This window comes from Terriglobia bacterium, from assembly GCA_036496425.1.
Classification (GTDB): Bacteria; Acidobacteriota; Terriglobia; order 20CM-2-55-15; family 20CM-2-55-15; genus 20CM-2-55-15.
Genome location: DASXLG010000194.1, coordinates 1 through 8,327, shown reverse-complemented (window position 1 = coordinate 8,327; position 8,327 = coordinate 1). Strand labels below are relative to the sequence as shown.

Genomic DNA, 8,327 nt, shown 5'->3' with positions numbered 1-8,327 from the left:
AGTTACTAACCGCCCCGTCTGCGCCGCTAAGGAACGGGCCCATTGATTGATGGCGCAGCCACCCCGCCTTTGAAAGGCGGGGAATGTTCGTTTCATCGACTTTTTGTACAAAACTCAGGCGGGAAGTGACTACAACCATGACCGACATCATCATCCAAACCCGCAGCCTGACGAAGGAATACGTGCGGGACGAGTTCCACGTGTTCGCCTTGAAGGACGCCAACATCCAGATCGAAAAGGGCGACTTCGTCGCTTTGATGGGACCGTCCGGATCGGGGAAATCCACGCTGCTGCATCTGATCGCCGCGATGGACCGCCCGACCGACGGCGAGATCGAAGTCCTCGGCGAAAACCTGCGCGCCCTCTCGGAGCGCGAAATAGCCAACTGGCGCAACGCGCATATCGGGTTCGTGTTTCAGAGTTTCAATCTGATCCCGGTTTTGACCGCCATTGAGAATGTGGAACTGCCGCTGAAGCTCACCTCGCTGAATAAACAGGAGCGGATGGAACATGCCGAGACCGCGCTCCGGCTCGTCGGCCTGGGCGACCGCATGAAACACTTCCCCCGCCAGCTATCCGGCGGCCAGGAGCAGCGTGTGGCGATTGCCCGGGCGATCGTCACGGACCCGGATCTAATCCTCGCGGATGAACCGACGGGAAACCTCGACGCCACATCCGCTCAGGATGTGCTCCAGCTGCTGAAGCGGCTGAATGCCGAATTCGGGAAGACCATCGTGATGGTCACTCACGATCCCCACGCGGCGAAATTCGCCACGACCATCCGGCATCTGGAAAAAGGCGAACTGCTGCCGGAGGGCCAGGTACCGGCTTAGGTTGGCGTCGTTTCCTGTAGGCGCGTTCATACGTGCTGAAATTCATGCTCAGAGTTGGATTCAGGCCACATTCCCCTCCGTTTTTAAAGGAGGGGTGTCCGAGCGATCAACCGTTAGAAACGCGAGGACGGGGTGGTTAGTAAAAGGTTGCGAAGCCTCCTTATCCGCCCGCGTAGCGCACCTTATTTTGTTGGAATTTACGAACCACCCCGTCTGCGCCGCTGCGGAACGGGATCTTTTTGTTAGTGGCGCAGCCACCCCTCCTTGGAAACGGAGGGGAATGGGCTTCATTCACATGGTCATAGACCTCGCCTCCAGGGTCCTAAGGTGTTCCCCTAATTGCCGTCTAAATTCACCCTATTCTAATCTCGCCCATAATGCTTCGTTCGCTCGCGATTGCCCTTCTCACCATGCTTCTGGCCCTCCCGGCAATTGCGGCCGACATGGCAACCCGCGAGCAGGCGGCCCTCGCCCTGATCCCCTTTCAATGGCAGCAGCTCAAATACGACATTGTCTTCATGGCCCCGCGGCCCGGTTTCCGGGCGATGACATTTCCGGCCGCACATCGGATCGAGGTCTACGCCCGCCCCCAGGACGACGTCCGCCTCCTCGCCTACGACATTGCCCACGAACTGGGCCACGCCATCGACATGACCTACAACACCCCGGAAATTCGAAAAAGGTGGATGCAAGTGCGCGGAATCGATCCTGCGACGCCATGGTTCGGCTGCAACAAATGCACCGATTTCGCGACCCCGGCCGGGGACTTCGCGGAGACCTTTGCGCGCATTCTCTTCGGACCGGAGCAATTTCGCGGACGGATCGCACGGGCTCCGACCTCAAAACAGATTCCGGAACTGCTTCCGTTTTTCGGTAAGATATTCGCCTGATACAGGTCGAACCGGGAGATTGAAGAAATGCAGGAAGCCCTCATCGGATTTGTTGTGCTCGTTATAGGCCTTGTTGTCGGGTCGGCGCTGAAGCCCATCGAGGCGGAAGCGCAGCCCCTTTATCCGGTTGCGAGTGCGGGCGGTGGGCACGAAGATCACCACGATCCTCACCACTAGATCGCGCGATAATGGACTGGAGAAGGCAAAACAGAAGGAGGTTTTATGAACCTTCGCAAAAAGGTATTGATACCTTTAGGTATAGTCTTCCTGCTCCTGTTCGTGATGAACCTTTCCGGCTTCGCCCAGACCACGGCTCCTCCAGGCCAGGCTCTTCCGGGATACGGTCAACAGCCAGGCGTAACGACTCCAAACACTAATACGACGACTCAGCCGCCGTCTGCGACGACGCCGAACACGACGATCCCGAATCCCACGACGCCGAACTCGAATACTCCGAATGTCACTCCCAGCCCAATGAGCCCGAATGTGACGCCCAACACCACCACTCCGGACGTGACGCCGGGTACGATCAACCCGAATCCGAATTCAAGTACGATCCCGAATTCCACACTGCCGAAGTCGACGCTGCCCGAAGAGAAGCCGAGTCCGAATCCGACGATTCCGAACGTGACACCGGCCCCAACACCCAATATGGGGACGCGATATTAGCGGGAAGACACGGATTAAACGGAATGGATCCGTTTAATCCGTCGAATCCGCCCGCCTGGCTTATTTTCCGCCCTGTTTTTCGAGAAAAATGATCTCGTTCTGGATGGAACCCGTGAGTTCGTGCCCCGGGTGGTCCTTCAGGAAGTCCTTGTACGCCGCGACAGCCTCCGCATTTTCCCCCCGCGCCTGATGAATCTGCGCGATGTACAGGCCGGGCAGTGTGTAAGACATGGGATCGAGCTGTTTTGCGATCTCCAGGTGTTGCAGCGCGTCCCCGTATTTGTTGAGACGGAAGAGTACCTGTCCCAGTTGCGACTGCGCGACGCTGTCTCCCGGCTGCATCTCCACAGCCTTTGAATTCTCGACCAGCGCCCGGTCGTAGTCGCCCATGGCCAGCAGGACTCCGCCAAGATCCACGTGGGCAGGATAAAAGTTCGGGTTCAAGTCGATGGCCTTCTGGAACCGTTCGGCCGCGGTGCCGAATTGTTTCTGTTGCACATCGATCTTTCCCAGGGCATCGAGCGCCGCCGGATACTTCGGCGAGATGGCGAGCGCGCGCTCGAGGTGTTCCCGGGCCTTCTTGGCATTGCCTTTCGCGTCGATCGCATGTTGGAACTCGTCGGCCGCCTTCGAGGAAACATCTGCCGGCAGTGTTTCCGCTTTATTCGCCGGCTCCGGAGACTTCAGGGTATCCAGCAGCGAGATTTTGATGGGAATCTCGAAATTCTCATTTGCAAACGAATCCCGCACTTCAATGGTGCGGGTGTCCACCAGGCCGTTCTCGGTGGTGATGGTGATCTTGTACTGGCCTTCCGGAACCTTGAACGAGAAATTCCCCTTTTTGTTGACGTTGTCATACTTCACGATCTTGTGATCGATCGACTCGATCTGAACCGGCCGGAAAACCGTGCCCGCCGGCGCCGTGATCTGGCCCGTGACCTGATATTGAAACGCGAGAAACAGCGCGATTAAAAGGGAACCCGCCTCGAACATAGCAATGATTATAAAACAACTTAGACCGCCGGCAGAGACCGCATCCGTTCCCGATCTTGACCGCTGTTCCGCGCCGCTGTGAGTTTCGCTTCCCGAAAGTTCCCGGCGACGAATCCGAATTTGTTCCGCTCCCGGAATAACATGGTGCCGGGATTGCACTCCCGTGGCTATGGTCATAACCAGAAGATCTGCTCTGGCGCTCTGCACCGCTTTTTGCTGCCTGTGCATTGGCACCGCTCGACTGGATGCGTTTCAGCTTCTGGCGACACCGGGATTCGACCAAACGGTTCAGTACATCCTCGACCTGGTGAATGCGGAGTCGGGCGCCATGCGATCTTTGCCGTCGGGAGATACGACCTGGACCTACTCCATGGCATTCGCGGCCCCTTGTGCGCTCGATCTCACAGAGGAACGGCAAACCGCCCGGCCCAACGCCGCCACTGCCGGCGATTCCATTGTTCCGGTGCGGGAAATGACTCACTACGTTATTCCTGCAGCAGACGTGGAATTCGGCAGGTTTTCTACCCACCACGTTCTTGAACGCGACGGCACGATGAAAGTCACTATATTTACGACCCGAGCATCGATTCGGCGGTGGTCCGGCGGCTCATCGACGATGCCGTTCGAAGCGCAGGCGGTGTTTGACGCATCGATAAGCTTCGGCAAACCTAATGTGGATAACTTTGATATCCCGTTGCGTTTCGAAAACGCATTGCAACATCTGGGGTGTCTTTGCCGGGCGGCAACGAGACCGGATACGGATCCATGCGCATCACGCTGAAGGTCCGATATGTACGGGTTGTAGAGTACGGCTAACTGCCGTACCCTATTGGCATCTCATTGTCGAAGGTTGCGTTTTATGCCTGTGAAAATGGAACGATTAGAGGCACGGATCAGCAGGGACCAGAAAATTCGGTTAATGAAGGCTGCCGAACTTGAGGGCAGTACTTTTGACTGACTTTATAGTACGAGCTGCCCAGGAAGCCGCTGACAAAACTTTGGAGCGAATGGAGGTTTTGAGATTAGCTGCGAGAGATCGGGAGACTTTCGTCAATGCCCTCCTCATGGCGCCGCTTCCGTCTCCGAGGCTGCGTCAGGCTGCTGCTCGGTATAAGAAGATACTGAGCACTGCCAAGTGAAACTCGTGAGTTCCTTCTGTTGGATGCGTTGAAGCGATCAAATACTTAACCGCCGGTTAAAGCGCGCCGCGCTTCTTCAGGAAGGCTTCCACTTCGCGAGTGGTTCGAAGGCTCAGCATCCGGTGCAATTGATCCGGGCTGAGAGTGCCCGACCGGTATCCCTCCACAGCAAGAATCTCCATGGCGTACTGTGAGAGATCTCCCCACTTTTCCTGCAGGGAGTGCACAACGTCTTCCGGTAATTCGATTTCTATCCTCATCGGCCTCTTCCTACCAGATGGACATTCCCCGCCTTTCCAAGGCGGGGTGTCCGAGCGATCAAACCGTTAGAACGCGAGAACGGGGCGCGAAGCGCGAGCCCGACAGGGCGAAGCAGTAATAGCGGTTATCCAGGAACCGCGCAGCGCACCTTATTTGTTGAAGTTACTAACCGCCCCGTCTGCGCCGCTAAGGAACGGGACCGTTTTATTAATGGCGCAGCCACCCCGCTTTGGAAAGGCGGGGAATGTCCATCTCGACGACTTTTTGTCCAACGCCCTATTGTAGAACGTTTTGACAAAAACTCTTAAATTTGGACGATCGTAAACAGGAGAAGCGCGCGATGTGTGGAATTGTCGGGTATATCGGAAAGAGAGATGCGGTGCCGGTGCTCATCGACGGGCTCAAACGGCTGGAATATCGTGGATACGATTCCTGTGGCATCGCATCATTCATGGACGGTTCCTTGTCGATCGCGCGCTCGACAGGGCGGATCCATGCGCTTGAAGAGAAAATCGGAACCATCCAGACCGTACCCGCCGGCCTGCAATATGGCATCGGGCATACGCGGTGGGCCACCCACGGCAGGCCGACCGAAGAAAACGCACATCCTCACCGGGACTGCACGGGACGTTTTATCGTTGTCCACAATGGCATTATCGAAAACTATTTCGAACTGAAAGAACGCCTTATTCGTGAGGGGCACGTCTTCAAAACCGCTACCGACACCGAAGTCATCCCGCATCTGATCGAGGCCCATTTCACGGGCTCTCTGGAATCTGCGGTCGCTGCGGCCACCCGCGAATTGGAAGGAATCTACGGTCTGGTGGTGGTGTCCACCGAGGATCCCGACAAGATCGTGGTCACGCGAAATGGCCCTCCGATCGTTATCGGCCTCGGCCATGAGGAGAACTTCATCGCCTCCGACATCCCCGCGCTGTTGCCGTTCACCCGCGACGTTCTATTTTTGAACGATTCGGAAATGGCCATTGTGAGGCAAGACGAGGTCGAGATCCGATCTCTCGATGGCCATCGCATTCGCCGTGAGGCCACGCGCATTTCCTGGTCGGCCGAGAGTGCCGAGAAGGATGGCTATCCGCATTTCATGCTGAAGGAGATTTTTGAACAACCGGAAGCCATCCGGAACACGCTCAGAGGACGCATCACCAAAAATTATGATGTCGTGCTGGAGCCCGAAATCGGGCCCGCCGATTTGTTTTCGTTCATCGAGCGGATACGGATTGTTGCCTGCGGTACATCCTTACATGCGGGTCTTATCGGAAAGTTTCTGATCGAACACCTCGCCGGCATACCGGTGGATATCGACTATGCCTCGGAGTTCCGCTACCGGAACCCCCGGATCGGTTCGCGCGAGATGGTGATCGCGATAACGCAATCGGGCGAGACGGCCGACACGCTTGCGGCAATCGAGGAGGCGAGGGCCAAGGGTTCGTTCGTCATGTCCATTTGCAACGTCAGCGGCAGTATGGCCGCCCGGCAATCGGACAGCGTCCTGTACACGCATGCCGGACCGGAGATCGCCGTCGCATCCACCAAGGCATTCAGTACACAAGTGGCAGCCTTGAACCTTCTGGCGCTGTTTCTTGGGCGCCTGCGCTCCACGCTGGATGACGAAGCGGTCCGCGCGCAGGCCAAGGCCATGTGTCAGATCCCGGATCTTATCGGACGGTTCCTGGAACGGTCCGGTGGAATCAAACAATTGGCGGAACAATTTGCCGACCGCTCGGATTTTCTGTTCCTTGGACGAGGCGTGAATTACCCGGTCGCGCTTGAAGGCGCCCTGAAACTCAAGGAGATCTCGTATATCCATGCCGAGGGATATCCCGCCGGAGAGATGAAACACGGCCCCATCGCGCTGATCGACGCCAGATTGCCCGTTGTCACGCTGGCGCCGCGCGACCCGCTTTACAAGAAAATGATGTCGAACATCGAGGAAGTCAAAGGCCGGGATGGCGTCGTGATCGCGGTGGTTACCGAGGGCGACACGTCGGTATCCGCAAAAGCCGACCACATCATTGAAGTGCCGGCGACATCTCCATTGCTGAACCCATTTTTGACTTCGATTCCGCTGCAGCTGCTCGCATATGAGATCGCCCTGTTGCGGGGTTGCGATGTGGACCGGCCGCGGAATCTGGCAAAAAGCGTCACGGTGGAGTGAGCCTGGTAGCAAGTCGGAGGTTAGTAACTTCAAAAAATAAGGTGCGCTTCGCGGTTCGTTGACAACCGCCCCGCCCGAGCGGTCTAACGTTTGATCGCTCGGCCACCCCGCCTTGGAAAGGCGGGGAATATCAGCCGGCGCCACAAAGCCGTTCTTCGATCTTCTGGATGATCCGGCGAGCTGTGACGAGATCGAGGGCTTCCGCTTGCACCTCTCCCGAATTCCAACTGTCGGCCACAATTCTCTGGCAGTATTTCTCCGCGTTCTGCAGGTCGCTTTCGAATTCGGCAGATGTCCAGGCCTGGGAGCGAAACGATTCCCCTGTGTGGAACCACACAAAATTGAACAGATAAAATGCGAGAAATTGCTGGACGATGCTTGCGGATCCTTCACGCCGGAGGGTGTGCCTGAATTTCCGGCGCAGCTCGGCAGACGACAGTTCCGTATTGAACCCAGCGCAATGGAATAGCGCTTCCTGCAGCGATTTAGACAAAAGCCGTTGTTCGATCCCATCGGCCGATTCAATAAAGACCGCCGCCTGTTTCTCGATCTCATCACATGCGCCGTCTGCCGAAACTTGCGCGCGCGTTTCGGATTCCGATTCCATCGAAGTGGCCCATTGATGGAATTTCGTCAGAGCGGTCACCAAAGAAGCGCTACCTGGTTTTTTGCCCTTCAAAAATTGCCGCAATTTTTGTTCTACTGCCGCTGCCGGGTGTGCCGCTGAAATGTCGTCCTCCGATCTGGAAGTACGTCTCTCGTGTTGCTCCGATTTAGAACTTGAATTGTCTCTGTCCCGTTTTTAAGATCCAGATCACCGATTTATTCCTTGAAAGGAGTTCAGGGAGAGCCAGATGGTCAACGAGCATTGGTATGTGTTGAAGATACGACCCGGTTTTGCTGCCGTCGCCTCGCTAACGTTGCGTAAGCTGAAGTTCGAAGTTTTCGTTTCTGAGTCCAGTTCCATTCACAGTGATTGCGTTTATTGCCGATTCGACTTGCAGCAGCACCGCGAGCCGGTATTGACCATTCCAGGTGTTATGGGCATCCTCGGGACACCGGAACCCGCCCCGGCTGACGAGGATTTCAGACTGCTTCGACTCACAACACGCTGATAAATCCGACTGTTATCATTCACGTGGATGTCTTCGTGTCAACTGCGGCGTGTAATTTGTCTGTCACATTTTTAAGATTGACATGAATTCATCGGAGTGCATAATGAGGATCGCTTCACAAAAGCCACTCTCAGCAGCCCGCCTGCTTTGGGACTGCCAGTGCGGTAGCCTTCCTCAGAATCAGCTTCCACGGAATAATAAATTTTTCGGATCAAGGAGACCCGAATGATCAGGTCGCAGGGAAAGTACTT

Annotated in this window: 10 protein-coding genes; 7 read left to right on the top strand and 3 right to left on the bottom strand. The window is 56.2% G+C overall.

The annotated features are described in order from the left end of the window. Nucleotides 1-137: 137 nt before the first annotated feature. From VGK48_13780 to VGK48_13765, 4 genes are all read left to right on the top strand, one after another. Nucleotides 138-833 carry an ABC transporter ATP-binding protein gene (locus VGK48_13780; protein ID HEY2382243.1) on the top strand — a complete coding sequence of 232 codons (696 nt, stop codon included), beginning with the start codon at nt 138-140 and terminating at the stop codon, nt 831-833. 377 nt (nt 834-1,210) lie between these two features. Next, the gene (locus VGK48_13775; protein ID HEY2382242.1) at nt 1,211-1,723 is read left to right on the top strand and encodes a hypothetical protein; all 513 of its coding nucleotides are present in this window, start codon (nt 1,211-1,213) and stop codon (nt 1,721-1,723) included. 27 nt (nt 1,724-1,750) lie between these two features. Further along, the gene (locus VGK48_13770) at nt 1,751-1,900 is read left to right on the top strand and encodes a hypothetical protein (GenBank protein HEY2382241.1); all 150 of its coding nucleotides are present in this window, start codon (nt 1,751-1,753) and stop codon (nt 1,898-1,900) included. A 45-nt stretch (nt 1,901-1,945) separates the two neighbouring features. Then, the gene (locus VGK48_13765; GenBank protein HEY2382240.1) at nt 1,946-2,392 is read left to right on the top strand and encodes a hypothetical protein; all 447 of its coding nucleotides are present in this window, start codon (nt 1,946-1,948) and stop codon (nt 2,390-2,392) included. A gap of 60 nt (nt 2,393-2,452) precedes the next feature. On the opposite strand, the gene VGK48_13760 is transcribed toward VGK48_13765, so the two are convergent. After that, nucleotides 2,453-3,385, bottom strand: coding sequence for a tetratricopeptide repeat protein (locus VGK48_13760; protein ID HEY2382239.1), 933 nt, complete (start codon nt 3,383-3,385; stop codon nt 2,453-2,455). A 163-nt stretch (nt 3,386-3,548) separates the two neighbouring features. Between VGK48_13760 and VGK48_13755 the strand changes: the two genes are divergently transcribed. Both VGK48_13755 and VGK48_13750 read left to right on the top strand, forming a co-directional pair. Then, nucleotides 3,549-4,166 carry a hypothetical protein gene (locus tag VGK48_13755; GenBank protein ID HEY2382238.1) on the top strand — a complete coding sequence of 206 codons (618 nt, stop codon included), beginning with the start codon at nt 3,549-3,551 and terminating at the stop codon, nt 4,164-4,166. Between the two features lie 226 nt (nt 4,167-4,392). Continuing rightward, entirely contained in the window at nt 4,393-4,524 is a 132-nt protein-coding gene (locus VGK48_13750; protein ID HEY2382237.1) for a DUF1778 domain-containing protein, read from the top strand. A gap of 56 nt (nt 4,525-4,580) precedes the next feature. Here VGK48_13750 and VGK48_13745 read toward each other — a convergent pair whose 3' ends face one another. Next, nucleotides 4,581-4,784, bottom strand: coding sequence for a UPF0175 family protein (locus VGK48_13745; GenBank protein ID HEY2382236.1), 204 nt, complete (start codon nt 4,782-4,784; stop codon nt 4,581-4,583). A 341-nt stretch (nt 4,785-5,125) separates the two neighbouring features. Between VGK48_13745 and glmS the strand changes: the two genes are divergently transcribed. Then, complete coding sequence (gene glmS, locus VGK48_13740; GenBank protein HEY2382235.1) at nt 5,126-6,961, top strand: glutamine--fructose-6-phosphate transaminase (isomerizing); 1,836 nt, start codon at nt 5,126-5,128, stop codon at nt 6,959-6,961. Nucleotides 6,962-7,091: 130 nt separating this feature from the next. On the opposite strand, the gene VGK48_13735 is transcribed toward glmS, so the two are convergent. After that, a complete protein-coding gene (locus VGK48_13735) occupies nt 7,092-7,568 on the bottom strand; it encodes a hypothetical protein (GenBank protein HEY2382234.1) in 477 nt (158 codons plus the stop codon). Nucleotides 7,569-8,327: the final 759 nt, after the last annotated feature.